Annotated in this window: 26 protein-coding genes and 1 pseudogene; 15 read left to right on the forward strand and 12 right to left on the reverse strand. The window is 62.3% G+C overall.

Going from position 1 to position 26658, the window contains the following annotated elements; translation table 11 throughout:
- Window positions 1-28 precede the first annotated feature (28 nt).
- The 7 genes from treZ to QQJ96_RS05260 all read left to right on the forward strand — a co-directional run bounded on the left by treZ (window position 29) and on the right by QQJ96_RS05260 (window position 11828).
- A complete protein-coding gene (gene treZ, locus QQJ96_RS05230; RefSeq protein WP_284330908.1) occupies window positions 29-1840 on the forward strand; it encodes a malto-oligosyltrehalose trehalohydrolase in 1812 nt (603 codons plus the stop codon).
- Entirely contained in the window at window positions 1821-3866 is a 2046-nt protein-coding gene (malQ, locus tag QQJ96_RS05235) for a 4-alpha-glucanotransferase (protein ID WP_284330909.1), read from the forward strand. The genes treZ and malQ overlap by 20 nt, the downstream gene beginning before the upstream one ends.
- Window positions 3863-6556, forward strand: coding sequence for a malto-oligosyltrehalose synthase (gene treY, locus QQJ96_RS05240; RefSeq protein ID WP_284330910.1), 2694 nt, complete (start codon window positions 3863-3865; stop codon window positions 6554-6556). Before malQ ends, treY begins: the two co-directional genes overlap by 4 nt.
- A gap of 7 nt (window positions 6557-6563) precedes the next feature.
- Window positions 6564-6752 carry a DUF2934 domain-containing protein gene (locus QQJ96_RS05245; protein ID WP_284330911.1) on the forward strand — a complete coding sequence of 63 codons (189 nt, stop codon included), beginning with the start codon at window positions 6564-6566 and terminating at the stop codon, window positions 6750-6752.
- 92 nt (window positions 6753-6844) lie between these two features.
- Window positions 6845-8986 carry a glycogen debranching protein GlgX gene (glgX, locus tag QQJ96_RS05250; protein WP_284330912.1) on the forward strand — a complete coding sequence of 714 codons (2142 nt, stop codon included), beginning with the start codon at window positions 6845-6847 and terminating at the stop codon, window positions 8984-8986.
- 197 nt (window positions 8987-9183) lie between these two features.
- Window positions 9184-10023 (forward strand): YihY/virulence factor BrkB family protein, encoded by an 840-nt coding sequence (locus QQJ96_RS05255; protein WP_284330913.1) that lies wholly within the window; start codon window positions 9184-9186, stop codon window positions 10021-10023.
- 191 nt (window positions 10024-10214) lie between these two features.
- Window positions 10215-11828 carry a sensor histidine kinase gene (locus QQJ96_RS05260; protein WP_284330914.1) on the forward strand — a complete coding sequence of 538 codons (1614 nt, stop codon included), beginning with the start codon at window positions 10215-10217 and terminating at the stop codon, window positions 11826-11828.
- Between the two features lie 175 nt (window positions 11829-12003).
- On the opposite strand, the gene QQJ96_RS05265 is transcribed toward QQJ96_RS05260, so the two are convergent.
- Together QQJ96_RS05265 and QQJ96_RS23570 are read right to left on the reverse strand one after the other, a co-directional pair.
- Complete coding sequence (locus QQJ96_RS05265) at window positions 12004-12177, reverse strand: chemotaxis protein CheB (RefSeq protein WP_284330915.1); 174 nt, start codon at window positions 12175-12177, stop codon at window positions 12004-12006.
- A 29-nt stretch (window positions 12178-12206) separates the two neighbouring features.
- Window positions 12207-12371 (reverse strand): annotated as a pseudogene (locus QQJ96_RS23570) (chemotaxis protein CheB); the annotation flags it as partial.
- Window positions 12372-12498: 127 nt separating this feature from the next.
- Between QQJ96_RS23570 and QQJ96_RS05270 the strand changes: the two are divergent.
- Window positions 12499-12870, forward strand: a complete 372-nt coding sequence (locus QQJ96_RS05270; RefSeq protein ID WP_284330916.1) for a response regulator — start codon at window positions 12499-12501, stop codon at window positions 12868-12870.
- Window positions 12871-12933: 63 nt separating this feature from the next.
- Here QQJ96_RS05270 and QQJ96_RS05275 read toward each other — a convergent pair whose 3' ends face one another.
- From QQJ96_RS05275 to QQJ96_RS05285, 3 genes are all read right to left on the reverse strand, one after another.
- Window positions 12934-13395: a PA2169 family four-helix-bundle protein gene (locus tag QQJ96_RS05275; RefSeq protein ID WP_284330917.1), complete on the reverse strand. Its 462-nt coding sequence runs from the start codon at window positions 13393-13395 to the stop codon at window positions 12934-12936.
- A gap of 46 nt (window positions 13396-13441) precedes the next feature.
- Entirely contained in the window at window positions 13442-13642 is a 201-nt protein-coding gene (locus QQJ96_RS05280) for a hypothetical protein (RefSeq protein ID WP_284330918.1), read from the reverse strand.
- A gap of 164 nt (window positions 13643-13806) precedes the next feature.
- On the reverse strand, window positions 13807-14004 hold the full coding sequence (locus QQJ96_RS05285) for a KGG domain-containing protein (RefSeq protein ID WP_284330919.1): 198 nt from the start codon (window positions 14002-14004) through the stop codon (window positions 13807-13809).
- A 269-nt stretch (window positions 14005-14273) separates the two neighbouring features.
- Between QQJ96_RS05285 and QQJ96_RS05290 the strand changes: the two genes are divergently transcribed.
- The 3 genes from QQJ96_RS05290 to QQJ96_RS05300 all read left to right on the forward strand — a co-directional run bounded on the left by QQJ96_RS05290 (window position 14274) and on the right by QQJ96_RS05300 (window position 15873).
- Entirely contained in the window at window positions 14274-14915 is a 642-nt protein-coding gene (locus tag QQJ96_RS05290; protein WP_284330920.1) for a hypothetical protein, read from the forward strand.
- A 131-nt stretch (window positions 14916-15046) separates the two neighbouring features.
- Window positions 15047-15310, forward strand: a complete 264-nt coding sequence (locus QQJ96_RS05295; RefSeq protein ID WP_284330921.1) for a stress-induced protein — start codon at window positions 15047-15049, stop codon at window positions 15308-15310.
- The gene (locus tag QQJ96_RS05300) at window positions 15301-15873 is read left to right on the forward strand and encodes a DUF4142 domain-containing protein (protein WP_284330922.1); all 573 of its coding nucleotides are present in this window, start codon (window positions 15301-15303) and stop codon (window positions 15871-15873) included. The genes QQJ96_RS05295 and QQJ96_RS05300 overlap by 10 nt, the downstream gene beginning before the upstream one ends.
- Before the next feature lie 252 nt (window positions 15874-16125).
- Here QQJ96_RS05300 and QQJ96_RS23575 read toward each other — a convergent pair whose 3' ends face one another.
- The gene (locus QQJ96_RS23575) at window positions 16126-16266 is read right to left on the reverse strand and encodes a CBS domain-containing protein (RefSeq protein WP_425605329.1); all 141 of its coding nucleotides are present in this window, start codon (window positions 16264-16266) and stop codon (window positions 16126-16128) included.
- Between the two features lie 541 nt (window positions 16267-16807).
- Here QQJ96_RS23575 and QQJ96_RS05305 point away from each other — a divergent pair.
- On the forward strand, window positions 16808-18733 hold the full coding sequence (locus QQJ96_RS05305; RefSeq protein WP_284330923.1) for a hybrid sensor histidine kinase/response regulator: 1926 nt from the start codon (window positions 16808-16810) through the stop codon (window positions 18731-18733).
- Window positions 18734-18793: 60 nt separating this feature from the next.
- Here QQJ96_RS05305 and QQJ96_RS05310 read toward each other — a convergent pair whose 3' ends face one another.
- Window positions 18794-19483, reverse strand: coding sequence for a UdgX family uracil-DNA binding protein (locus QQJ96_RS05310; protein ID WP_284330924.1), 690 nt, complete (start codon window positions 19481-19483; stop codon window positions 18794-18796).
- Between the two features lie 135 nt (window positions 19484-19618).
- Window positions 19619-19924, reverse strand: coding sequence for a KGG domain-containing protein (locus QQJ96_RS05315; protein WP_284330925.1), 306 nt, complete (start codon window positions 19922-19924; stop codon window positions 19619-19621).
- 391 nt (window positions 19925-20315) lie between these two features.
- Between QQJ96_RS05315 and QQJ96_RS05320 the strand changes: the two genes are divergently transcribed.
- Entirely contained in the window at window positions 20316-20762 is a 447-nt protein-coding gene (locus tag QQJ96_RS05320; RefSeq protein WP_284330926.1) for a DUF2501 domain-containing protein, read from the forward strand.
- Between the two features lie 110 nt (window positions 20763-20872).
- On the opposite strand, the gene QQJ96_RS05325 is transcribed toward QQJ96_RS05320, so the two are convergent.
- Both QQJ96_RS05325 and QQJ96_RS05330 read right to left on the reverse strand, forming a co-directional pair.
- Entirely contained in the window at window positions 20873-21316 is a 444-nt protein-coding gene (locus QQJ96_RS05325; RefSeq protein WP_284330927.1) for an SRPBCC family protein, read from the reverse strand.
- 81 nt (window positions 21317-21397) lie between these two features.
- The gene (locus tag QQJ96_RS05330; protein WP_284330928.1) at window positions 21398-21865 is read right to left on the reverse strand and encodes an Lrp/AsnC family transcriptional regulator; all 468 of its coding nucleotides are present in this window, start codon (window positions 21863-21865) and stop codon (window positions 21398-21400) included.
- Window positions 21866-21989: 124 nt separating this feature from the next.
- Here QQJ96_RS05330 and QQJ96_RS05335 point away from each other — a divergent pair, with 124 nt between their 5' ends.
- Together QQJ96_RS05335 and QQJ96_RS05340 are read left to right on the forward strand one after the other, a co-directional pair.
- Window positions 21990-22943 (forward strand): threonine ammonia-lyase, encoded by a 954-nt coding sequence (locus QQJ96_RS05335; RefSeq protein WP_284330929.1) that lies wholly within the window; start codon window positions 21990-21992, stop codon window positions 22941-22943.
- Between the two features lie 34 nt (window positions 22944-22977).
- Window positions 22978-23832 (forward strand): glutathione S-transferase family protein, encoded by an 855-nt coding sequence (locus QQJ96_RS05340; RefSeq protein WP_284330930.1) that lies wholly within the window; start codon window positions 22978-22980, stop codon window positions 23830-23832.
- 15 nt (window positions 23833-23847) lie between these two features.
- On the opposite strand, the gene QQJ96_RS05345 is transcribed toward QQJ96_RS05340, so the two are convergent.
- Window positions 23848-24243: a DUF427 domain-containing protein gene (locus tag QQJ96_RS05345; protein WP_284330931.1), complete on the reverse strand. Its 396-nt coding sequence runs from the start codon at window positions 24241-24243 to the stop codon at window positions 23848-23850.
- A 180-nt stretch (window positions 24244-24423) separates the two neighbouring features.
- Entirely contained in the window at window positions 24424-26622 is a 2199-nt protein-coding gene (locus QQJ96_RS05350) for a penicillin acylase family protein (RefSeq protein WP_284330932.1), read from the reverse strand.
- Between the last annotated feature and the right edge of the window lie 36 nt (window positions 26623-26658).

Consider the following 26658-nt stretch of genomic DNA (forward strand, 5'->3'; position numbering starts at 1 on the left):
CTACCTTTGACTCCGTGATGCGCCGCATATGTCCGCTCCCCCCCTGATCCAGAAATCGCCCGCCACTTCCGGCCACTCCTGCACTTACGGCGCGCAAATCCTCGACGATGGCACTACGCGTTTCCGCGTCTGGGCACCCAGCGTGCAGCGTGTCGAACTGGTGATCGACGAACTGGCCTTCCTGATGGAACGCGATGGAGAAGGCAATCACACGCTGACCATCGAAGTCGATCCGGATACCCGCTATGTGTACCGCATCGGCGATCGCCAGGTGCCCGATCCGGCTTCCCGCGCGCAGCCCGACGGCGTGCTGAGCGCCAGCATGGTGGTCGATCCACGCGCTTACGTATGGAAAAGCAATCAATGGCACGGCATGCCCTGGCACCATGCCGTGATCTGCGAAGTCCACGTCGGCGCGATGGGCGGCTTCGATGGCTTGCGCCGGGCGCTGCCACGGCTGGCTGCCTGTGGCTATACGGCGATCGAACTGATGCCTGTCGCCGCGTTCCAGGGCGATCGCAATTGGGGTTACGACGGCGTGCTGCCCTACGCCCCCGAAGCTTCCTACGGCAGCATCCATGCGCTCAAGGCGATGGTTGACGAGGCGCACCAGCTGGGCCTGGCGGTGATCCTCGACGTGGTCTACAACCACTTCGGCCCGGTCGGCAACGAACTGCCGAACTACGCACCGGAATTCTTCCGCGCGGACGCGCAGACGCCGTGGGGGGCGGCGATCGATTTTCGCCGGCCGCAAGTAGCGCGCTTTTTCCTTGACAATGCGCTGATGTGGATCAACGAATACCGCTTCGACGGACTGCGTCTGGATGCGGTGCATGCAATCAAGCCAACAGCGTTCCTGGAAGAATTGGGCGCAGCGATCCGGCGCAACTGTCTACCGCGCGGACGCGAGGTATGGCTGGTCCTGGAAAACGAACACAATGGCGCAGGCCTGTTGCGCGGTGACTACACCGCGCAGTGGAATGACGATGCGCACAACGTGCTGCACGTGCTGCTGACCGGCGAGCAAGAAGGCTACTACGTCGATTTCGCCAAGCATCCCGGCGAGGACCTGGCCAAGGCGTTGAAGGAAGGTTTCGTGTTTCAGGGTCAGTCCGATCGCCGCGGCATCCCGCGCGGCGATCCCAGCCAGGATCTTCCTCCCACTTCGTTCGTATTGTTTTTGCAGAACCACGATCAGATCGGCAATCGCCCGCTGGGCGAGCGGCTGACCTGCCTTGTGAATGAGGCCGACCTGCGCGCAGCAATGGTACTGGTGGCCCTCAGCCCGATGATTCCACTGTTCTTCATGGGCGAGGAATGGGGCTGTCGCACGCCGTTCTATTATTTCACCGACTACCAGGGCGAGCTGGCGGAAAAAGTGCGCGAAGGCCGGCGTGAAGAGTTCGCGCACTTTGCCGGCTTCGCCGATCCCGAGCGGCGGCAGCGGATTCCTGATCCGAACGCGCTCGCCACCTATGCCGCATCCATACCGCGCCAGGAAGACAGCATGTCGGCCCAGGAGTGGGGGCACTGGTTCGCCGGCCTGCTGCAAATGCGCAAGCGGCATCTGGTCGAGCGCCTGGCAGGCAGCCGCGCGCTCAGCTGCGAAGTGCTGGGCAAGCAGGCGGTGCATGCGCGTTGGCGGCTGCGTAGTGGCCAGCATTGGGAAATCGCCTTGAATCTGTCGGAGCAGGACGTGTCGCTGCCGCGTGATTCGGCCAGCAGGATTCTATGGATCGAACCCCAGGACGTGATGGATGCACTCGACAGCGGTGTCCTCGCCGCACATACGGCAGTTGTATTGGTGAGGGACCCGGAAGGTGAGCGACTCCTCGCTTGAAACACTTGCGCGCGCCGCCGGCATTGGCGTCCAGTGGACCGATGCTTACGGGCAGGTGCGTGCTTTATCCGATGACACGCTGCACCACCTGCTCGGCGCTCTGCAGCTGCCTTCGGAGAATGTGGCAAGCCGTGAATCAAGCTTGCGACTGCTGAAAGAGCGCGCCCACGCCCTGCCAGCGCTGATCACCGCCGACGTGGACAGCATGTTCGACTTGCCGCCCGCGCTACGCGGCGCCGCATCCATCACGGCGTACGACGACGCCGGAAAGCCCCAGCCGCTGGCCTTGCCTGGCGAAGGCAAATGTCGAGCGCCCGCGCACCACGGCTATTACCAGCTCAGCGCGGGCTCGCAACAACTCACGCTGGCAGTCGCTCCGCGCCGATGCTTCAGCGTGGACGATAGCTTGGGGAAGGGACAACCCCGCGCATGGGGCTTGGGCGCACAGGTGTACTCCCTACGCCATCCAAACGACGGTGGCATTGGCGATAGCCGCGCCGTCGCGGAGTTGGCGGCAGCCATCGGCCATGCAGGTGGCGATGCGCTGGCGCTCAGCCCACTGCACGCGATGAGCCCGATCGCCGGACATTGCAGTCCGTATTCGCCATCCCATCGTGGTTTTCTCAACTGGCTGCACGCGGATGCCGCGCAAGTATTCGGCGCGTCCGCACTGCAAGAGGCCATCCAGCAAAGCGGCGTCGCATCGACCTGGCAGCAGGTGCAAGCAAGCAGGCTGGTTGACTGGCCCGTAGCTTATGCCTTGCGGCACAACGTGTTTCGCGTGCTGCACACGCATTTGACCGGCACTCATCCAACTTTGCGCGATCAGCTGGAGCACTTCAAAGCACAGGGCGGGGAGGCCTTGCGCCGGCATGCATGGCTCAGCGCCCGGCAATCCCAGGCAGCGCCAAGCGGCGAATCGACATCGTGGCAGGCATGGGCGGACGACTGGCGCGATGAGTCGGTGGCCCGCCGATTTGCGCAAGCGCATCCGGCTGAAGTGGAGTTCGAGATCTTCCTGCAGTGGCTGGCTGCGTGCAGCTGGGAAAAGACCGCAGCCCTTGCACGGGACGCCGGACAACGTATCGGCCTGATCTGGGATCTCGCCGTCGGCTTCGAAGCGGGTGGCAGCGAAGCCTGGGCATGGCGCGAGCACGTGCTGGACGGATTCGAACTGGGCGCGCCACCGGATGCGTTCAATCCTGGCGGGCAAAGCTGGGGCATTAGCTCGTACTCGCCGTGGGGATTGCAGGCCAGTGGCTTGCGCCCCTTCATCGAATTGTTGCGCGCCAACATGACGCGTGGCGGCGGTATCCGCATCGATCACATCATCGGCTTCCGGCATCTGTGGGTGCTGCCGGCAGGCCGGCCATCCTCCGAAGGCGGCTATATCCGCCAGCCGTTGGAGGATCTGCTGCGGATCGCTGCGCTGGAATCCTGGCGCCATCGTTGCATCGTGATCGGCGAGGACCTTGGCACTGTGCCGCAAGGTCTGCGCGACATGTTGGCAGCGCGTGGTGTGCTGGGACTGGATGTGCTGTTGTTTACGCGTGACGAGCACGGCGAGTTCCTGGCGCCGAAGCAGTGGCGCAAGCACGCGGTGGCTATGACCACCACGCACGATCTACCGCCGCTGGCGGCATGGCGTGAAGGGGTGGACCTGCGACATCTGGCACGCGCGCAGGGATGGCAAGACGATGAGCTGAAGCAGCGAATGCTGGAACGCGAGCAGGATCTGGCGCGACTGGATGCCGCCGTGGCCATGACCACGCGGGAAGCAGGCCCAGCTGCCGAAGGGAACGAGGAGCAGTATGCCCGCTACTTCCAATTCCTTGCGCAAACACCGTCGCCTTTGCTGCTCGTCCCACTCGAAGACGCCCTTGCCCGCAAGGAACAGCCCAACCTCCCCGGCACCATCGACACCCATCCCAATTGGCAGCATCGCCTGCCGAGCGACACTGTCGCATCGTTGCGGCCGGTATTGCAGTCCATCGACATCAAGCTGAAGCGAGCGATGTCCGCATGAACGAGCTGCGCGCCACGATACGCCTGCAACTGAACCGTGAGTTCGATTTTCTCGCCGCGGCCGAGCAAGTGCCGTACTTCGCGGCGCTCGGTCTGAGTCATGTTTACTTGTCGCCGATCGCCATGGCGCGTCCCGGTTCCACGCACGGCTACGACGTGATCAACCCCATGATCGTGAGCCCGGAACTCGGCGGCGAGCCGGCCCTGGCCAAGCTGGTGCAAACCCTGCATACCCATGGCATGGGCGCGATCGTAGACATCGTGCCCAACCACATGGCCGCCGACGTCGCCAATCCCTGGTGGAACGACGTGCTGGCGATGGGACGTGCCAGCCACTACGCCCATTACTTCGACATCGACTGGCACGCGCCGCATGCGGACGGCAAATTGTGGCTGCCCATGCTCAGCGTCCCGCTGGAGCAGGCGCTTGCGCATGGCGAGCCGCAGGTCGAACGGCACGTTGGCGGCACCACCATCGCACTGGGCGTGGCGGGCACGAAGCTGCCGATTTCCGAGCAAAGCCTGCGCCTGCTGTTCGACCTGGCCGGCCAGGTATTGCCGCGCTTCAAGACATCCAGCGACGCGATCGATGCCATCCGGCTGGCGATGCAGGACGAGCACCAGGGTGCGCGGATCGATCGCGCCATCACCCAACTGCATGCCGACCGGGCGCTGATGCGGCGCTTTCTCGATCTGCAACATTACCGCCTCGCCTGGTGGCGCAGCGGCAGCCAGGCGATCAATTACCGGCGCTTCTTCGACATCGACTCGCTGGCGGCGCTGGCGATGGAACGAGATGACGTGTTCGATGACGTGCACGCCCTGCCCTTGCGCCTGATCCGCGAAGGCATGATCGACGGCTTGCGCATCGACCACGTGGACGGACTCACCCAGCCGCGCGATTACCTGCGCAAGCTGCGACTGCGCGTCGATCGCGCCGCGCGCATCGATCCGCGCCAGCCGGCCAGGCACATCAGCCTGCATGTGGAGAAAATCCTGGCGCACGATGAAAGCCTGCGCGACGAATGGCCGGTAGACGGCAGCACCGGCTATGACTTCATGAACCAGGTGGGCGCGCTGCTGCACGCAGCCCAAGGCCAGGCGGAACTCGGCCAGGCGTGGGCGGCGTTGACCGGGCGCTCCAGACAGTTCGGCGATGAGGAACGCGCGGCACGGCGCAGCATGCTGCAAACCAGCCTCGCCACCGACCTGGTTCGCTGCGTACGCGCGTTCGAGCGCTATGTGACGGATACGCCGGAATACGGCGACCTGACACCCCTGGCACTAGCGCGCGCGTTGGGCGAGATCCTGGAACACATGCCGGTGTACCGCACCTATCTGGGCACCGGCACACCCAGCGATGAAGATCGCCACACGCTGGAGCATGTGTTCGAGCTGGCGATGAAGGACGGCGATCCCGATTTGATCGCCCATCGCGCCTACCTGCGCCAATACCTGCTGGAGACCAAGACACGTTGGCTGAACACGCTTTCGCAGCGACGCCATCTGCAGATCGCGCGCCGCCTGTTTGAACAACTGGCCACGACCTTGAATGCCAAGGCCGTGGAGGACACGGCGTTTTATCGCTACGGCGTACTGCTGTCGCGCAATGAGGTCGGCAGCGATCCGCGCATCCTGGCGATCGAACCGCGCCGCTTTCACGCCCTCATGCAGCAACGTGCCGAGCATTGGCCGCGCTCGATGCTCGCCACCGCCACGCATGATCACAAGCGTGGCGAGGACGTGCGCGCCAGGCTCGCCGTGCTGAGCGAACGCTCGCACTGGTTCGTGGACCAGGCAAGCCGCTGGCTGAGGGAACTGGAAGGCCCCAATCGCCCATCCCGCGGCGCGTTGTGGATGCTGCTGCAGACCTTGCTTGGGGCGTGGCCGCTGGATCTGCGCCATGACGATGAAAGCGGGTTGCACGCGTTCGCCGCGCGCATCGAGGCGTGGTTACTGAAGGCCGAACGCGAAGCAAAACTGCAAACGCGCTGGACCACGCCCAATCCCATCTATGAAGAGGCCTGCAAGGCCGCGGTAGGCGACATCCTCATCTCGCCACGCTATGCAGGGCTGCGCCGCGACATTCATGACGCCGCGCACAGCCTGGATGCGCCGGGCGCGCTGAACGGCCTGGTGGCAGTCACGCTTCGTCTCACTGTGCCCGGCGTACCCGACCTGTACCAGGGCACCGAATATTGGGATCAGTCCCTGGTGGATCCTGACAATCGCCGGCCGGTCGATTACTCGGCGCGCAAACTTGACCTCGACGACAACCTGCTGCCCGGCCCCATGCTAGCCAGCTATCGCAGCGGCCTGATCAAGCAGCAGGTGATCCATCGCCTGCTGCGAGCCCGTCGCCGCTGGCCGGAGATGTTCCTGCGCGCCACCTGCGAGCCGCTGGAGGTGACCGGCTGGCGCAACGAGCATGTCGTTGCGTTCTTGCGCCGCTACGAAAATCAGCGCTTGCTTGTCGCCGTGCCGCGGCTTTGCGCAGAAGGCATGGTGAACGAGGATCGCCCCATGGTGGAGGGGGCATTCTGGAGCGACACCGCGGTAGCCTGCCCCGCCGATGACGGTACCTGCACCTTTACTGATTTATTTACGCATCGGACGCACCAGGGCGGCCCGCAGGGCCTGTCCGCCCGCACCCTGTTTTCCGATTGGCCGGTGGCCGTCCTGATGTCTTGAGTCCCGCATGAAAGCCACACCCTCCTCCACCGACCGGCAAGCACGTATCCGCGAGATCGCCCACAGCATCTGGGAGTCGGAAGGCCGGCCAGCCGGCCAACAGATGCGGCATTGGCTGATGGCGGAGAAGCTGGTGCTGGCCGAAGAAAAGCATGCCTCACAGCGCGGGGAGGAGCAGAAAAAGCCGAAAAAATAAGCGCGTAAGCTGGGATCATGATCCCGGCTTGCTGGTGCTCCACGCATGCTGGGATTGCATCCCAGCCTACAACTTTCCAGCAGATGGACGTCATGACCAAATCCGCGCCATTGCGCCGCGTCAGCGGAACCACCTTCCATAGCGCCAGCCTGCGCGAGGGAATGCCGTTTCCGCTCGGCGCCACCTGGGACGGGCTGGGCGTGAACTTCGCGCTGTTTTCCGCCCACGCCAGCAAGGTGGAGCTTTGCCTGTTCGACGAAGAAGGCAATGAAACCGAACGCGTCACGCTGCCCGAATACACCGATGAAATCTGGCACGGCTATCTGCCGGACGCGCGTCCGGGACAGCTCTATGGCTACCGAGTGCACGGCCCTTATGAGCCCGCCGCTGGCCATCGCTTCAATCCGAACAAGTTGCTGCTGGACCCCTATGCCAAGCAGATCATCGGCGAACTGAACTGGCACGATGCCCTGTTCGGCTACACCATCGGCCATGCCGATGGCGACCTCAGTTTCGACGAGCGCGACAGCGCGCCCTACATGCCCAAATCGCGGGTGATCGATCCGGCGTTTACCTGGGGCACGCATTACTGGTCCGGCGTGCCGTGGGATCGCACGATCCTCTACGAAGCGCATGTGCGTGGCTACACCATGCGGCATCCGCAGGTAGACGAACTGTTGCGCGGCACCTTCGCTGGTTTCGCACAACAGCCGGTAGTGGACTACATCCGCTCGCTCGGCGTTACCTCGGTGGAGCTGATGCCGGTGCATGCCTTCGTCGACGACAAGCATCTGCTCGACATGGGCCTGCGCAACTACTGGGGCTACAACACCATCGGCTTCTTCGCCCCGCATCCACGCTACATGGCTAGCTCCAGCGTGGCGGAATTCAAGGAAATGGTGGCGCACCTGCATGACGCGGGTCTGGAGGTGATCCTGGACGTGGTCTACAACCACACCGCCGAAGGCAACCATCTGGGCCCTACGCTCTCCCTGCGCGGCATCGACAACGCCACCTATTACCGCTTGGCGGACGACCGTCGCTACTACGTCAACGACACCGGCACCGGCAACACCCTGGACCTGAGCCATCCGCGCGTCCTGCAGATGGTGATGGATTCCTTGCGCTATTGGGCCACCGAGATGCGTGTGGACGGCTTCCGCTTCGACCTGGCCACCATACTTGGGCGCGAATCGCACGGCTTCGACCAGGGCGGCGGCTTTCTCGATGCCTGCCGGCAGGATCCCATCCTAGGCCGCGTCAAGCTGATCGCCGAACCCTGGGACATCGGCCCCGGCGGCTACCAGGCGGGCAAATTCTCGCCCGGCTGGGCCGAATGGAACGATCGCTTCCGCGATGCGACGCGCGCGTTCTGGCGCGGCGACGAAGGCTGGCTACCCGACTTCGCCACCCGCCTCACCGGCTCGGCCGATCTGTTCGACCAACGCGGTCGCCGGCCGAACGCCTCCATCAACTTCGTCACCGCGCACGACGGCTTCACGCTGAACGACCTGGTCAGCTACAACCAAAAACACAACGAGGGCAATCGCGAAAACAACCATGACGGCACCGACAACAATCTGAGCTGGAACCACGGCGAGGAAGGTTATACCGACCATGCCGAAATTCTCGCCCTGCGCCAACGCCAGATGCGCAACATGCTGGCAACCGTACTGCTCTCGCAAGGCACGCCGATGATCCTGGCCGGCGACGAATTCGCGCGCACGCAAGGCGGCAACAACAACGCCTATTGCCAGGACAACAACGTCACCTGGCTCGACTGGCCCGCCGCCGGCGAACAGCGCGCCCTCACCGACTTCGTGCGCCGGCTCACCCGCCTGCGCCGCGACTATCCCCTGTTACGCCGCAGCCGCTTCATGCGCGGCCTGGTCGATGAGGAGTCGGGCGTGCGCGAAGTCACCTGGCTCACACCTGACGGACACCAATTCACCGAAGCGCGTTGGCACGTTCCCACGGAGCGCTGCCTCGCCATGCTGCTCGATGGACGCGCCAAACCCACCGGCCTACAACGTCCAGGTGTAGACACCACGCTGCTGCTTATCAATGGCCATTTCGAGAACGTGGACTTCGTCTTGCCGAATGACGCTGGGAAGCTGGAGTGGCGATTGCTGATCGGTACGGCGAAGGAGATGCCGGTGATAAAAGAAGGGCATGTGAGTTTACTGGCGAGGTCGCTGGCGTTATATAGAGCGCGGCCGGTTAAGACGCACTAACAAGCGCGTAGGCTGGGATGGCAATCCCAGCATCGGAATGCCGCGTGAAGCGCTGGGATTATCATCCCAGCCTACGCATTGTTGCCAGATGTCGCAAACATGGTGCATTGCCTGCGATAGGCGTTACGCAACGCATACACGCCTTGTCGCATGGTTACGCTCACCACTGCGCCTCCGCGCCCAGCGAAATGCTCCCATTGCGCGCCCCCCTCCACCACGCCGTCACCGGCGTCAGCGAAGACGAACTCTTCACGCGCGCCGCCGCCATCGCCTACTACTCCGCGCTGTCGATGGCGCCGCTGATCGTGCTCACGCTATGGATGCTTTCGCTACTGCGCGCCCAATGGCAGTTGCAGCTGAACGAGGCGCTGGCCGAGATGATGGGTGACAAGGCGGCGCAGGCCGTACTGCTGGTGGTGAACAACGCCAAATCACGGCCGACACTTGGCAATGTGGCCGGTGTTCTGGGCTTGATCGTGACGCTGTTCAGCGCTTCGGCCGTGTTCGCGCAATTGCAAGGCTCGCTCAACCGCAACTGGCGGGTGCAGGAATCTCCACGCAATGCCATCGGCCTGTGGCTCAAGGCACGTGCGCGTGCGTTTGCGCTGGTCATCGGCATCGCCTTCCTGCTGATCATTTCGTTCGCGGCGAGCGCCTTGATCCACTTGATGATTCCCTATGGCTCATCGGCATGGTCGATGGTGGAGTATGTCGTCTCGCTGCTCGTGTTCGTGCTGGCGTTCGGTGCCATGTACCGGGTATTGCCTGACGCACAGATCGACTGGTCGGATGCGGCCTGCGGCGCCTTGTTGACCACGCTGCTGTTCATACTCGGCAAGTTCGCCATCGAGCTGTACATCGGGCATGCCAGCATCGGCGGCGCGTACGGCCCCGCTGGCGCCGTCGTGGTGATGCTGACCTGGGTGTACTACGCATCGTTCGTGGTTTTGCTCGGGGCGGAGCTGACGCATGGCCTGGCCATGGCAAGGAACGCCCGGTCAAGGGAACACAGCGGTCGGCCGTCGGAAAGAATGTGAAGCCCGCACTAACGATACATGTGCGCTGGATTGAGACAGTAGCTGCCATAGTCTGACCGTCGTGGCAGTACATGCCAAGATATTTCCGGATACCCCGTCCTCCGTTGCTTGGCATGATTTGACGTGATGGCTGCCATCCCTGCAGCCCACTTCCGTAACCAAGAAGAATTACAAAATGAAAGCCCCCGTCCATGGCACCATCCATCTTATCGAGCAAGCAAAAGCCATTGTGCAACCCGATGCGGCGGGGGGTGGATTCAAGCCCCGCCGCGCCGACGACTTCGCCAGCCGCGTCCAAACCCATGCTGCGCGAAGGTGAACTTGTGGCGCCGCGCCGGCATTCCATCGTCACCGTGCTGCAAAGAACACCACGGGAGCGGTTCGAAGCACTGCCGGCTTACGACGTCGCGATTTCGTCGAGGCGGGATTTCATGCGTTTCCTGTCATTTGCCGCACTGCGCGAGCGCTGGCGCAACGCGTTGGCCACCCGACGCGTACCGGGTACAAGCACGGAACATACAACCCCGCTCCAGCGCGAAATACGCGAGCGCTTAGGGGTGCTGCCCAATTTCTTCCGGGCCGCTGCGGCAACCCCGGGCGTGGCTGAACAGCTGTGGATGCAGGCCAAGGCAGCGTACCTGGACAATCCCCTGCCCTCGCGGTTCAAGGAACGACTGTTCGTGCATCTGTCGCGCTTTTGCGAAGTACGCTACAGCGTCGTACGCCACGTCGGCTTCCTGCTGGGCAAAGGCTACCCCGCCGGGGACGCCAGCGCCGGTCACGAAACCATCGAGCAAGTGCTGGAACTGCTGAACCGCCCGCTACCTAGCGCCTCACGCCTGGAAGCCGTGTTTGCGCGCCTGGAAGGCTACCCGGAACCCAAGGGCATTCCCGCGCCGCGCAGCAGGGACGAGGAAGACCTGTTCGACGCGCTGACGGTCATGTTCGTAGTGCCCGCCCGATCGACCCAAGCGCGCGCCGCCGTGCAGTGCGCGCTCGGCGATGAAAGCTTCGAATACCTCATGGTTCTGCTCGGTTTTATTCGCCATACCCACCACTGGACCGAAACGCATCCCGACCTGGAATACGAAACGGACATGATCATGCTGATGGCGCAGCACCAGGAGCTGGCGCGGCGCCTGCTGGATACGGCCGATTCCGAGTGGGCGCATGCCGGCGACGCCGTGCGCGAAGCGCTTACCGGCCAGTTGCAGGTGCTCAATACCGAATTGCAGCATCGCACACGCAACCTGCTCAGTGTGATACGCGTGCTGTTCGATCGCACCTTGTCCAAGCACAACACGTTGGATAGCTTTGCGGAGGTGTTCGCGTCGCGGCTGGATGCGATCAACCGCGTGCAGATCTACCTGTCGCGGCTGGTGCAAGGCGACAAAGTCACCTTCGACGTGCTGCTGCGCAACGAACTGGCAGCACACGCCTTGTCGCTACAGCAGATCACGCTCGAAGGCCCGGAAGGCATACGCCTGCGCTCGTCCACTTTGCAGACTTTTGCGCTGGCCCTGCACGAGCTGGTGGTCAATGCGGTGAAATACGGCGCACTGTCCTGCCCCACTGCGCAACTGCTGGTGAGCTGGGAGGTGGAACGCGCCGAAGGACAGCCACCGATGCTGCACCTGCAATGGGAAGAAACCGGTGTGAGGGTGCTTGCAGACGACAATTCGCGGCCTGGCTATGGCCGAGAGTTGATCGAGCGCGCCTTGCCTTATCAGTTGAAGGCAAAGACGCACTACGAGCTGCAGCCGGAAGGAGTGCGGTGTTCGATTTCGGTACCGGTGCTGGAGTGAGCTGCGAACCGCCGCTACTGGACGGGGATGTCTATCCTGAGGCATCCCCACGCTTTTCGCCCAAGACCATTCTCAAAAATAGACAGTTGCGGCAGCTCTCATGCTTTTGCTGGTCATTTCGGCGCAGGGTGCCCGGATTGGCATCCTTGTCTACGTTGAATCCCACCCCGTTTGGCTACGTCACGCCGTCTGTCCCGTCCTTCAACGGCAACCGGATCGTGCAGCGCTTGATGGCCTCCAATCCGGCCACGCCGTCACCGAGCTTGCCCGATAGCAGCACACCAATGACACGCGGGCCATAGGCCACGGTAGCCGAACGAAACGGCGCGTCGATTGCCGGCCTAGACATGTTTTCCCGCGCCCCAGGCGGAGGATGCCCGCTTCGGTCAGCAGCAAATGGCTATCGGGTACAGCCAGGTAGATATGGCCCAACTGGATCGGCATGCCATCCACGGCCTGTCGCACCGGTAGATGGCTGACCCCGGATGTTACAGTTTTGAAAACGCCGGAGCTGCGGGCCGATACGTGCAGCGCCACGAAGACGGATACGCTAAGCTCTAAACGACTCCTTGGGGAGCCAGGCGCAACCTGTCTTGATCAAGGGTATACACGCTGCCTAAGCAAGAAGGCATGTAAATAGAGTGTTCTTGCATCGAGGGGAATACCGCACATGATTGCCGGGCCGCTGAGCGGAAAAACCGTCCTGATGGTGGAGGACGAATACCTGATCGCCGATGCGCTGTGCTCCGCCTTCGAAATGGAAGATGTGCGCGTAGTGGGGCCGTTTTCGAACGTCGCCAGCGCGATGGACGCCTTGGACAAAGGGGCCACGGCGGATGCGGCCGTGCTTGACGTGAACTTGAACGGCGAGCGCGTCTTTCCGCTGGCCGACCGGCTGATGGCCGACAACGTTCCGATCGTGCTCACCACCGGCTATGACGGCGATGCTATTCCACGCGACTATGCGCACCTGGAACGCCTACAGAAGCCGGTGCATCTGCGCGAGCTGTTCGGTTGCCTCAAAGGCCTGCTCGCCAAATAGGTCGTCGGCCCCACCGCAGGCGCCCCCCGGATATGGACGCCTGCGGCCTGTTTATTCCCCAGATCAGCCATGCATACGATGGAGCGAGTGCTTCAGGCGGCTCACCTCGTCATGTCCCGACCGTACGGACACATAGGCCTGTTGAACAGCCGCCAGCGATGAAGCGGAGAGCCCCGCTTGCTGGATGGCATCTTCGAATTTGCTGCGGATGCGATCTTCGCCGCGCTCTACTTCGTCGATCACGGCCAGGTCGCCGGATCGAGCCGCCGCGCTGCGCAGGTTCACGAACGCTCGATGCATGGAAGCCAGCAAGGATCCTTCGTCCTCCGGTTCACCGCCAAGTGCCTTCACTTGCGACTGCAGCGACGTGAACGCGGCGAGGCGCTCACGCGAACGGCGTTCGAAAACCGCCTTGATCTCGGGATTGCTCACGTCCTTGGCTGCCTCCTCGTAACCGTCGACACTGTCGATAGTCGCTTCTATCAGGCGGTTGAGAACGGCGATGTCTTCCTGGTTTGTGGCCATCCGTTCAGCCCTGGACTACCTACCGATGCCCTGCGATGAACAAGGTTCAACGGACCGGATGAAGGCGCGGCGGCAGGGGAATCCGCGCGACATTGCTCAACGGCAGCACCGAGCGCCCCGGACGGCTCATCGTCTGGATCTGCAGCAACAGCTTGGCGTTGCGCTCGATCAGGCGATGATTCTGCGCCAACAACTGCCCGCAGAGACGTTCCAGGTGCTGCAGGCGCTGCTCGGAAAGGGATGCCATGGCTGCTTCGCCTCCGTTGCTTGATGCCAATGACTATCCCCCTATCGAAGTGAAGCGGTCGTCTGTGATGAGGCTGCCGGGGCCGTACCCAGGCGGAAGCGAAACAAGCCCGGCACTTCCCCTGTGCCGGGCGCGTGGAATAGATCAGAGCATCCCTGGTGGTTTCAGGTGTTCTTGTGGCTCTGTTGGCCGGCCTTCACGTGCTGTTCGTGGGTTCCGCCGCTGCTCTGCCTGCCGGCTGCCACATGTTGTTCGTGAGTAGCATGATCACCGCCGCCGGCCTTCCCGCCTTTGCTGGCGATCTTGCGCTGCTTGGATTCGTCCATCGAAGCGAATCCGCGGTTGGTTTTCTCGTCTGCCATGGAATGACTCCAGTGAGGAACGCAAAGTCCGTCCTGCAACGGACTTGGTTCACTCTAGAAGTGCGCCGGTCAAATGGAGTTGAGATGGCCGTGAAAGCCATTTCGCATCGCTGACCAGCATGTCACGCATAATCAAAAAATTTCGATGGAATGCGCATGCACTCGCTTGCTTGCCTGCAGAAAACGCTCCCCTTTAAGAGGAAATGAACATGTCGGGGGTGCGTTTTGCGTTAGCCTGTCTGGGCATTTCATTAGATGGTGCATCAAACATGACCGAGGATCTTGCGCAAAACCCCGATTCGAAATCCACGCACGAACATCTTTCTCTGATTGATCTGCTCTTCGTACGCATGGCGTACGAACGCGCAACCATTGGCATATGCGAGCGCTTTATCGAGAAGGCGCGCCAAAGCCGGGATGCGGTGATTCGCGCGCTGGACCTGACTCGCCTGCAAGCGTTCTGCGGCACGCTCATCGAACATGTTCATCTGCTTACGCAGTCGCTGGACGTATTGGGCGACAAGGCCGATACCGAACACCTGGAAGAAAAACACCGGCATTCCCTGGTCCTTGCCAAGGCCGCCGAAAAGCAGGCCGGCGATCCGGAGGTGGCGGTGCTCCCTTCCATGCAGGCACTGCTCACTGTCGAGCAGTTCAACGAGGTGGCTTGGGGATTGTTGCTCGCACTGGTGAAGGATGCGGAGCTGCAACGCTTCGTGGTTCACTTCGAACAGGCATGCGCGCGCCATCGCGAGCAGCGCCTGGCGCTGCAGCAGGGGTATGAAGATGTAGCACTCGGTCTGGTTCGACGGCATCAGCTGGCCACAAAATCCGCCCATCCGCTGAAGAGCACGATCACCGGCCGGGCCGGCATGCTGTTTGGCGATCCACGTCGTTTGGGGCGCATTTAGCAACGCTTGCGCCCGCCTATGCTTGCGTCCCAAGCTCGCCCGTTCACTTCCCCTTTTCCCGACATTCACGCCCTTCGGAGGCGGGAGGTCCAACACTCAACACCCCCGTCATTCGCGCAATGAGTGCCTCTATGTCCGATCACGACGAAACCAAGGTTACTCCCCGGGGTTTTGCTGCCATGGATGAACGCCGGCGCCGCGAAGTAGCCAGTCTCGGTGGCCGTATCGCCCATGCAAGAGGGCGTGCCCATCGCTTCACACCCGAGGAGGCGCGCAAGGCCGGCCAGAAAGGCGGCAGTCAGATCAGCCGCAACCGCAAGCACATGGCCGAACTCGGCCGCCGCGGCAACGCACGCGAAGATGCCTCCGGCACCACCGAAGAAGCATGGACTTGACGCAGACCTCGTTCCTGCTCGGCATTCTTGCCCTTGCCGCGCTGGTGATCTACTACCAGCTCAAGGACAGCGCCCGCCATCCCGTACGCATCCACGGCAACATCAGCAAGGATGACCGGCGCTTCCTGCGCCTGGCGGTGACCGTATCGGCGACGGAAGTCACGCTGAGCCAGCTGGCCTTGAAGACTTCGGCCACCGCGCTGGTGCAATACATGGCCAAGCGCATCGTGGACGATTGCACCCAGGTGAACCGCCGGCTGGCGAGCCTGGCTTGGCGCTACCGCGTGAACGTATCGGCCGAACCGGGGCCAGAGGCGCAGCGCAAGGCCAAGCATTTGCGCGCGCTACGCGGCAGCGCGTTCGACCAGGCTTACGACGCGGTGATCCTGGAAGACCATCTGAAGGCGATTGTTTTGTTTGCCTCGGCCGCACGAAGCACGAATGCCGAGATCCGTGATTTGGCGGAAGCGACCTTACCTACGCTCGACCTGCATCTGAAAATGGCCGAAGAGCTGGATCCGCGTGCCGGCACCTCGCCAGCGCCGCCACTGCCGCCGATGTAGCGCAAGCAGGCAAGTCGAATCTACGCCATGCGCTTCTCGCCACCGGCCGCCAGCTTGGCGGCGGCCGCGGATCGTCGATCGGTGCCGGATCGGGATTCGGATCGATCAGCGGCGGATGGCCAGGTTGCGGAATCGGTGGTTCAGGCTGCGGTATCGGCGGCGAGGGGCTCGGCGGTTTGACCGGGTCCGGCGCCGGTGCGGGTTGCGGATGTACCCACAAGGGAAAAACGGGCATCTTTTCGATCCATGCACTCATGGCGGGACGCATTTCGTTTCATCCACCACCGGCGGCTGGCCGACATTGGCTTCCCGCATGATTCTGGCGACGCCTCGCAGGGAATCGCCCACCGCGCAACAGCGCGGACGAGGGGTCATGATCTCGCATGCTTGCATGATGGCTCTCCCATGACGCACGGGCAGGCGCACGTCGACGCAACACTTGGTGAAATCGACCGTGCACCCGGGTTGAAGCAGGATGCCCAGCGGTAGGCAAAAGCATTGCGCATGCCAAGCGAACAAACTTATCCACGTCTGTCATCGATCTGAAAGAGAACGTTTTCAGGTCGGATTCGTGAAAGAAAAATCAAAATTTGTCAGCTATACGGCCATTTTTGCCGAGATTTTCACGTCGTTATTACGTCAATGCCCGCATCTTGACCACGCGTAGCGGATGAGGCGGCTGGCGTCGATAAGACACAGGGGACGCCGGGCGGGTTATCGAGCCTTCGGCGAGGTGGCCATCCCGGTTGCGCCAGTTGCGGTTTGCATGGAATCACTGGCATGGAATCCATGCAGCGATCATGCCCAGGTTAGGCGTGCCGTCCGTTTTCGCGGTGCAAGTGCATGAGTAAAAACGCAGTGTTCGATGGATGCTTAACTGGTCCAAAGACATTGCACTGGCCGCCCGGCTTAAAGTGCTTTATCGAACCATGCCATGCCGTTAGCTTTACACCATGACAGCCCATCCCCAGCATTGCCTGCCGACCATGCCGTGTTCATTCTCGACCGGTGCGGTTATATCGTGGCAATGGACGCCGGGGAGACGCAGTTCGGCACTTTTCGCACTCAGGATCTGATCGGCAAGCACTACGCCAGCGCGTACTCAAACTCCGAGGAGAACGCGCTGCTGCAGGCCGCCCTGAATGCGAAAGACGCCGACCAGTCCGCTCGCCTGGAGACATGGTTGCAGCAACGGCACGGCCACCGCATTCGGGTGGAGGTATCCATGCACGCGCTGAAAGACAAGAACAGACAACCGCACGGCTTTGCCATGGTCATGCGCGATATTCATACGCATAAGCGCCTGCAAGACCGTTTGCGCGAATGCGAGCGGCGCTTCCGTCTGTTCGCTCAAGAGGTCACCGAGGCCGCCATCTGCATGCTCGACGAGTGGGGTACGGTACTGGACTGGAACGTCGGCGTTCAGCACCTTACCGGCTATTCGCCGCAAGCGATCATCGGCCACTCCTTTTCCACCCTCTTCAACGATGCCCAGCGCGCAAACGCTCTTCCCTCGCAATTGCTCGGCATGGCACGCGATGACGGCCGGGCATGCATGGAGTGCGAGCTGACGCGCGGCGATGAAAGCTTTCCGGGCGAAGTCGTGCTTGAAGCCGTGCACGACAGCGATGACGGCCTGCTTGGATTCGCCCTGATTATCCATGACCGAACCCGGCAACAAACGGCGGAGCGCCGTCTGCGCGAGGCGCGCGAGCAGATCGTGCACGCGCAGAAGATCGAGGCCATCGGCCATCTTACCGGCGGCATCGCTCACGATTTCAACAATGCACTGCAAGGCATCATCAGCTCGCTGGAGCTGGCGGCGCTGTGCCTGGATCGCCGCCACACCATCCAGGCCAAGCGGCACGTGATGGTTTCGCTGGATGCCGCCTTGCGTGCAGGACGCTTGACGCAACGGCTGCTTTCGCTGGCACGCAGGCAGACGTCGTCGAGCCAGCGAACCAGTATCGCCAAGGTGCTCGCCTCGATGCGCGAACTGCTGGGCCGCACCTTGGGCGACGACATCCTGCTGGACGTGTCGTTCGCCGATGACCTGCCTCAGCTTGCGTGTGACAGCGGGCAGCTGGAAAGCGCGCTGGTGAATCTCGCGGTCAATGCGCGGGACGCCATGGCCGGGCATGGCCATCTGGGCATCAGCTGCCGCGTCTGCAGTCCGGAGGACAGCAGCGTGCAGGTACCACTGGACCTCGCGCAGGGCGCCTATGTGGAAATCACCGTGACCGACGATGGCCCGGGCATGAGCGAGGAAACGCGCAGCCGCGTCTTCGAGCCGTTCTTCACCACCAAGCCGGAAGGACGCGGTACCGGCCTGGGGCTGTCGATGGTGTATGGCTTCGTCACGCAATACGGCGGCGCCGTGGACATCCGCAGCATGCCAGGTGCCGGTACCTCGGTGCTGCTCTACCTGCCTTGCGACAATGCGAATCTGGAAGCTGCCGCGCCGAAGAGCCACACGCCTGCGCCAAAACTGCACGGCTTCCGCATCCTGGTAGCGGAAGACAACGAAACCATCCGGCACTCGGTGGCGACACGGCTCAGGCAGCTGGGCTGCGAGGTGGCCGAGGCCGCTTGCGGCGGTGAAGCGCTGAAGGTGCTTGCCACCGCTGCATCGTGGGATCTGCTGCTGACGGACCTGGACCTGCCGACCGTGGACGGCAGCCAGCTGTGTTGCCAGGCGCGTAAGCATTTTCCCAAGCTGCGCGTGATCTTGATGACCGGTTACGCCGATTCGGAGTGGCTGGATGCCAACGAGCGCGACGGGACGATCGAGGTGCTGATCAAACCGTTCGACATGGGAGAGTTGCTGGCGAAGGCGCAAATGTTGTTGCAGGCGGCGTGAATCATCGCGAGCCGCCTTGCCCGCCAAGACGGGCATGGCGGCCATCGGCTTGTGTTGCCGTCAACCGGCCCTCCTCCCAACCATGAACACCGCATGCGTGTGCTCCGGGCCCGCCACAAAGGCACGCAAGTCATCCACCAATTGCTGATACCGGTGATCGTGCGTGTCGCGGTTGATCGATCGCAGCACGGAGGATGGATGCCAGGTCGCCATCGCATCCATGCCGCCGGGCAGCTTGAACCAGCGGCCGTGGCTCATGGTGAGCTGGAACGTCGTACCGAAAAACGCCTGTGCCGCCATCGCCCCCAGCGCCAAGATGCGCTGCGGGCGCACCTCGCGCAGCTCCGCCGCCAGCCACTCGCGGCAGATGGCCTGTTCCGCAGCGTTGGCGCGTTTGTGCAAGCGACGCTTGCTACGCGACTCGAATTTGAAGTGCTTGACGACGTTGGTGAGATACACGTCGTGACGATTGAGGCCGCTTTCCTTCAACGCGCGATCCAGCAGCACACCCGCCGGCCCGACGAAGGGTTCGCCCGCAGCGTCCTCCTGCAAGCCGGGCTGCTCGCCGACCAGCATCATGGTCGTGGGTGCAGGGCCTTGGCCGAACACCGTTTGCGTCGCATGCTTCCACAGCGGGCAGTCACGACAGCGCAAAGCCTGCTCTCGCAGTTCTTTCAACGATCCCGTCGGCGGTGGAAGGCTTGGTGGCCTGGCCAGCGGAGACTCCCACGCCGATCGCGTATGCGGCATTTCGGACAACCTCGCATTACCTGAACGAAGCTTCCGATACCGCTTATCGAAAAAACGTGCAGACGCTGTCAACAATCCCATCCATAAACGATTCATGTTGCGTGCGCACTGCACGCATGGATGTCGTCGGATGGTTTACCGATGCGGTTGGTGCGGGTTTTTGCCGCGCTCGGCGGAACCGCGACTACGCAGGCCGCCTTTCTTGCCAAGCTCCGCGTAGCCTTCGCGCCCCAGTTCCTGCCTGCGGGCTTCCCCTCCCTGTTTGCCGAGCGCGGAATAGCCTTCCGAACCGAGTTCTTCCTTGCGCGCGGCACCACCTTTCTTGCCGAGCGCCGAATAACCCTCCGGCCCCAATTGTTCTTTGCGAGCCTCACCGCCCTTGCGGCCAGCCTCGCGCACGGTCATGGCACCCTGCTCCGGGTTGCGCTGTTTTCTGCTCATGCCTTTACCTCTTGCACTGCTCTTGCCAAGTCCTGTCGCATTGAATCGAAGCGACTGTGCGAACAGGCAACATGCCATCGCTTGTGTGATGCTTGCGTGGTTCCGATACGCGACCTGCGTGTGAAAGCAAGCCGTACGTCACACTACGCAACCTGCTCGCTCACTCGCGTAGCAAGCGCCAGGGAGTGTGCCTGTCGGCACCAGCCCAAGCTTTTTCACACTCGTGAACGAGCAGTTGCCGTTTGTCTGCAGGGGTGCCAAGATCGCGCCGCCGTGAAGGCGTCACAGGGATCAGCGGGTATCTGTTCTGTTCCAGGCCTTAAGGAGCCGAGCAATTCACCCATCAAAAATATTGACATCGATTGTGCAACCTCAAGAAGGAAGGACACTCATGAAGACCCCAAAGAACGGTATCGCAACCCTGGTCACGGCCGCTGTGGCAGCCCTTGCCTTAGGCCTGGCTGGTGGCGCCGCATCAGCCCAAGACCTGGGCAATCTCGGTGGAAAGCTCGGCGGCATGCTTGGCGGCAGCAACGGCTCGATGAGTTCAGGCAGCATCGGCAACGTGGCCGGCCTGCTGCAGTACTGCGTCAAGAACAATTATCTGGGCGGCGACAGCGGCGCTTCGGGCCTCGCCGGCAAACTGCTAGGCAAGACCGATGGCGGCTCCGGCAATGCCGACTACCAGAGCGGCCTGGGCGGCATCCTGAAAAGCAGTAACGGCAAGAGCACCGATCTGTCCAACGTCGGCGGCGGCAACAGCGACCTGAAGTCCAAGATCACGACCAAGGCTTGCGACATCGTGTTGAAGCAGGGACAAAAGTTCATCGGTCACTGATTCGCCAGCATGCGGCGGTCATTCCCGCCAACCTGGGAATGACCGCGTAGGCTGGGATGACAATCCCAGCTTCCGCCCCGACATCTCAATGCTGGGATTGTCATCCCAGCCTACTGGATCTGCGCCTCGACGAGCTTCGCCAGCAACACAAGCGACTCCTGCCAGCCCAGGTAGCAAGCTTCGGCGGGAATGGCCTCGGGAATGCCTTCCTGCACCACGGTCAGCTCCGTGCCGCAAAACACGGCGCGCAGCGATACCGTCGTCTGCATCGTACCCGGCAGGTTCGGGTCGTCGAACACGCCCGTGTAGCGCAGTCGCTCGTTCGGCACCAGCTCCAGGTACTCGCCACCGAATGAATGACCATGGCCGGTGGTGAAGTTGGTGAACGCCATCTTGTATTGCCCACCCACCTTCGGCTCCAGCTTGTAGACGCGGCCGGTGAATCCGTTCGGCGGCAGCCACTTGGCCATGGCTTCGGCGTCGAGGAAGGCGCGGTAAACGCGCTCCGGGGTGGAACGCAGTATGCGATGCAGTCGAATGGTCTGGCTGGACATGGTTGGCTCTCGGCTTCAGAGGAAGGCCCTCTGCTCTGGATGACGAACGGCAACCGCAGGATTCGACACGTTGCGCCGGGCTTATTCGACCGGCACCAGCGTGCCCCTTTTGATCGTGCCCAATGCCACGCGTGTGTGATAGCGCCGGACGTTGGCGTTTTCGACCACCATGCGTTGCATCAATGCTTCGAATTGCTCGACATCGCGCGCCAGGACGATCAGCACGTAATCGCCCGCGCCAGTGACGTACCACGCCTCCTGGATCATCGGCTCGACGGTGACCCATTGCTTGAGGCTGGCCAACAGCTCGGGGCGTTCGCGCTCCACCTCCACTTCGACAATCATCGTCAGCGGCCGGCCGACGCTCTTGGGATCGACGACGGCCACTTCGGCTGTGATGACGCCATCCTCGCGCAGACGCGCAATGCGGCGCTGGATCGCCGACGCGGAGAGTCCGACCTCGGCGCCAATCAATTCGGCCGGCCGGCGCACGTCTTTTTGAAGCACGGCAAGGATGCGCCGGTCAAGCTTGTCCAGTTCAAGGGGCATATGCGCTCGGTCGAGGGGATTTGCGGGGAAAAAACCCGTCTGGCTGCCGACGGTCGCGGGCTGGCCGCGCGGACAAACCCTAGCATAAGTCGCCGCCGTCAATACTTGAGGACACGTGGAGCGTATGACTCTCGATTTCGATATAAGCAAGATGATCGATGCCCGTCAGCGCATCGACCCGGCCTTTCTGGGCTCGCCCGTACTCACCGATGCCGCGCTGGATGCAGCCATCGGTTGTAGCGTATTGGCCAAGGCCGAGCTGGCCAATCCGATCGGCTGCTTCAAAGGCCGTGGTGCGGATCTGTTCTGCTCCACGGCGTTACAAGCGCGCGAGTCAGTGGTCTGCGCTTCGGCCGGCAATTTCGGGCAGGGGCTGGCGTATGCAACGAACCGGCGTGGACATGCCTGCACTGTTTTCGCCGCGAGCCAAGCCAACCCGGTCAAGGTGGAAGCCATGCGCAGGCTGGGTGCGAACGTGCGTCTTGTCGGCGCAGACTTCGACGCAGCCAAGGCGGCTGCGCGCGATCATGCTGAGCAAACCGGGCAGCGCTGGGTGGAAGACGGCGCCGAAGCGGCCATTGCAGAAGGAGCCGGCACAATCGCGCTGGAACTGATCGAAGCAACGCCGTTCGATGTATTGGTCGTTCCACTTGGCAATGGTGCGCTGCTGGACGGGGTCGGTGAGGTAGTGCGCGCACTCGCTCCGCAGGCTTGCATCATCGCCGTGGTTGCGGCGAACGCCCCAGCCATGAAACTGTCGCTGGAAGCCGGACGAGCGGTGGCTACCGAGCATGCCGACACCATCGCCGATGGCATCGCTGTCCGTGTGCCGATTCCCTCCACGCTGGGCCGACTGCGCGCTTGTTGCGATGACGTCGTGGCGGTTTCGGAAGACAGCCTGTTCGAGGCCATGCGCTTGATCCATCGAACGCTTCGCGTGGTGGTCGAACCCGCAGCCGCAGCGGGCCTGGCCGCGATGCTCGCCGAACCGGAGCGCTATGCCGGGCTGCGCGTCGCCACCGTCCTCACCGGCGGAAATATCTCCCCTGCTCTGCGCGCACGCCTGCTTGCGGCGTAATTTCCGTCCCCCGATTTCCTCAGGGCAAATACTCATGAAACTGCTGTATCAGACGCATTCCCCTTATGCGCGCAAGGCGCTCGTCGCCGCGCATGAAATCGGCCTGGCCGACCGACTGGAAGTGATCCACCACGAAACCAGTCCGCTGCTGCGCAACGATGAAATATTCGCCCTCAATCCCTTGGGCAAGGTGCCCGTCCTGATTTGCGACGATGGCGCCGCGGTGTTCGATTCGAACGTGATCTGCGAATACCTGGACGGCTTGCACACCGGACGCAAGCTCATTCCCGTGGAGCCCGCGCATCGCTATCTCGCGCTACGCAATCAAGCGATTGCCACGGGCATGGCCGACGCGGGCATAGCCGTGCGCTGGGAAACCGAACGGCGGCCGGAAGCCGTGCGCTGGGCGCCGTTGCGCGAGGGGCAATTGCAAAAGATCGTCGCTGCCTGCGACTTCCTCGAACAGCATCTGGAAGAAGAGCCATCGCTCGATATCGGCAGCATTGCGCTGGCCACCACCCTCAGCTGGATCGAGTTCCGCGATGTCTATGCGTTTCAGGCATCACGTCCGCGGCTTTCGTCCTGGTACACCCGGTTCTGCGAACGCCAATCGATGCAGGCGACGGCCTTGCATGGCGACACCGTCGATACATCGCCTTCCGCCGATGCAGATGTCAGGCAGTCGCCGATGGCTGCAATCTGCGGCGACTGGTTGTCGCTGCGTGGTCACGTCATCCCGTCCCGCCTCGCTTGGCGGCCTGATGATATTTTGCGCCCGGTTCCCGCCAAACAAGACACGCATTGGCCATCCGGGTCCAGGATCGATCGGGCGCTCGCTTCGTTGCGCTTGTGCCTGGGGATTGGCGATGGTTTCTCTCGCAAGCAATGAAGCCGTCCACATCGATCAATCGGCCAGCTCGATGGTGTCGACCCGATCCGGATAAAAGGCCAGGTAATCCTTGATCGCCGCCACCGCGTCATGCGGGTTTTCGTACGACCATACGGCATTGCTCGCCCGCTCACCGCCCGCCGGAATGCTGTAGTAGGAGCAGTTGCCTTTGTACGGGCAATAGGTGACGTGGTCGCTGCGTTCCAGCTGGCCCATGTCGGCATCGGCGCGCGGGATGTAATACACGGCCGGATAGCTCGCCTCCTGCAAGGTCAGCGCCCGGCGCGTGTCGGCAATGGTATGGCCGCCTGCCTTCACCACGATGCGCTTGGGGTTGCCCGTGATGGTGATGGGGTGATCCGGCCCAGGCTGGATGACGGGGCGGGCGGACAACAGGTCAGACTGCGTCATGGTCGCGTATCCATTTAAGCGGTACTTCAACCTATATGGGCATCGCGCATTTATCCAAGGGCTGGCGTTAGCCCAATGCGTAGATGGTTCGTGACGATGCCAAAATCATTCGCGCCGAGGGTACGTGATCGTCAACATGAGCTACCACTAACGATTCCGCCTGCAAGCACACGCCGCAATTCATTGCGGGTGATACACCTTCTGCACATGTCCCTGCAATTCTTCTGGCCAGAAATACACCTGCCTTAGATTGCCGGTGGTATAGCGCTCCGCTTCGTCATTGAAATGCGCAGAATCGGGATGACCGCTTTCACCACCAGCGGTCACCGCACGCGCGTGCACCTTGTCGCCGAATTCCACCACCGCCACGAAGCTGTTGCCGCTGGTGCCGTAGTAGCGCTTGGTGCCCGGCCAGCGATGGGCGCCAAAGGAAGCGAGCGAACCCCAACGCGATGAGGTGAACGGCACCGGGATGCTGGGTTTGCTGTCGTCGAAATGCGGGGCGATATCGTCGTTGATGCGCTGGAAGCGGTTCACCTCGCCCCAGGGGATGCCCCAGCTGCCGAAGTCTTTCACCAGACGATCGGAAGCCTCGGCAAGTGCTTGCAAGCGCGCTTGCGCGCCGGCTTTTTCCGCCATGCGGTCATACACGGACAAGCCTTCGGCGTTATCGGCCTTGTCCATCTTGTCCCACAGAATATCGCCCCAGAACACCGCCAGCGTGGTGGGCATGGAGGCGATGCCCCAACGGTAGTCCCAGTTACGCAGCATGGCGATCTGGCCGGCGAGTTTGCGCTTGAGCGGGTCGCTGGCCGGCAGCGCGTCGTAATCGTGCACGAGAATGGGAATCTGGCGCGCAAACTCCGGCAAATAGGAATCGAACGCGAGGGTGAGCAGCGATTCCATGCTGAAACCCTGCTTGCCGGTCAGCAGCATGGTCGCATGCACGCCGCGCGGATTTTCGCCGACGGTATCCATATAACGTGGATAGTCTTCGCGTTTGGGGCTGTACGGACCGGCGGCGGAATACGGCCAGTCGTTGGTGTTCATGATCCAGCCGTTGGGCGGATTGATGAGATGCGGCAGTTCGTTCAGCGCGTGCAGGCCTTGCCAGTCGGTAGCCGGGTCGCTGCCGTCCACCGGCTTGGTGTAATCGAAACGATTGTCGCGCTTGGGGATGAATTGCGGATGCAGGTAGGCGATCTCGCCCTTGTCGTCCGCGAAGATGGTGTTGTTCGACGAGTTGGCCTTCAGGTCGGCCACTTTCATGTAGCTGGCGTAATCGCTGGCCTTGGTACGCAGCCAGCTTTGCTCAAGGGCCTGCAGCGGCTTGTTCATCAGGGCGATGGCGATCCACTTGCCATCCTGCTCGCGCACGATGGGACCATGATGGGTGGCGTAGACAGTGAACGTGCGCTCCGCCATCGAGCCGTCACCGCGACGATAAGGCACGCTGATCTTGCGCGTGGACACCGGGCGCAGTTCGCTGCCATAGCGGTAGAACAGCTTGCCGTCCTTGTGCTCGATGGTTTCGGCGAACTCATCCACGGCATCGGCCGTGGTGGAGGTATGCATCCAGCCGATATGCGGGTTGAAGCCCTGGTAGATGAAGAACTGGCCCCAGGTCACTGCCCCATAGGCATCGAGGCCCGCATCGCTCTCCATTTGCAGCTCGGAGCGGAAGTAGAACGAGGTATGCGGATTGATCAGCAACAGGGCATGACCGTTGGTGGTCAGCTTGGGCGCGATGGCGATGCCGTTGGAGCCGGAAGGCTCCACCCAGCTCGATGGCGTTTCGGCGACGGCCACCGCTGCGCCAGCGTGGCCGTAAAAAGCTTGCAACTGCTTGAGCGACACGCGCTCGATATCGCCGCCGATGCTACCTTCGCTGAAGCTCAACGCCATCCACGGCTCGAAGTGCTTGATGGCGCGCGGATGCACGTCGCGATGCGTGGCCAGGTAATCGTTCAAACCGTCGGCCCAGGCGTTCATCAACGCCTTCAGCCAGGCGGGACTGTGCGTGTATTGGCTTTGCAGTTGCGCCGAATCGATGAACAGCCGCTGGCGCAAATCGCTCCAGATGGCCGATTCGCCTTCGGCTTCAGCCAGGCGGCCCAGCGAATTGAGGTAATTGGTTTCGACGCGATTGAAATCGTCTTCGGCCTGCGCATAGGCCATCCCGAACACCGCATCGGCATCGGTCTTGCCATGCACGTGGGCGATGCCCCAGTCATCGCGGGTAATGGTGACGGCCTGCGCCTCGCTATGCCAGCGGGCTGTTTCATTGTCCGCATGCGCGGCGGCCGCAAGAGTGAGCGAAAGCGCCAGGGCTAGGGCACGGATGGGCCGCTTGGCAGCTTTAGCACCGCGGTTTCGCATGGCAAGGTGGCCTGTCCGATGGGAATCGGAACATGG

Source organism: Dyella flagellata, from assembly GCF_030160275.1.
GTDB lineage: Bacteria > Pseudomonadota > Gammaproteobacteria > Xanthomonadales > Rhodanobacteraceae > Dyella_B > Dyella_B flagellata.